This window comes from Ligilactobacillus salitolerans (genome assembly GCF_003864415.1).
In the GTDB taxonomy this organism is placed as follows: Bacteria; Bacillota; Bacilli; order Lactobacillales; family Lactobacillaceae; genus Ligilactobacillus; species Ligilactobacillus salitolerans.
In genome coordinates, this window is sequence record NZ_BFFP01000083.1 from 666 (window position 1) to 1,060 (window position 395).

The following is a 395-nucleotide window of genomic DNA, read 5'->3' on the forward strand; positions in this document are numbered from 1 at the left end:
ACCCAATGACTGTGATGAGTCATTATCGCTGGCTGAATACATAGGCCAGTGGAAGACAGACGCAGGGAACTGAAACATCTAAGTACCTGCAGGAAAATAAAGAAATTTCGATTCCCTCAGTAGCGGCGAGCGAACGGGGAACAGCCCAAACCAGGAAGCTTGCTTCCTGGGGTTGTAGGACCGAACATTTGAGTTACCAAGAAAGACTGTAGCCAAACGGCTTGGGAAAGCCGGCCAGAGCGGGTGATAGCCCCGTAGGCGAAACAGTTTTTCCTCAGTTCGGGATCCTGAGTACGGCGGAACACGTGAAACTCCTTCGGAATCCGGGAGGACCATCTCCCAAGGCTAAATACTACCTAGTGACCGATAGTGGACCAGTACCGTGAGGGAAAGGT

At 51.6% G+C, this 395-nt stretch carries 1 rRNA gene (only partly in view); it reads left to right on the forward strand.

The features are described from left to right. A 23S ribosomal RNA gene (locus LFYK43_RS12115) occupies positions 1-395 on the forward strand; its annotated part reaches 115 nt to the left of the window's first position; the annotation flags it as partial.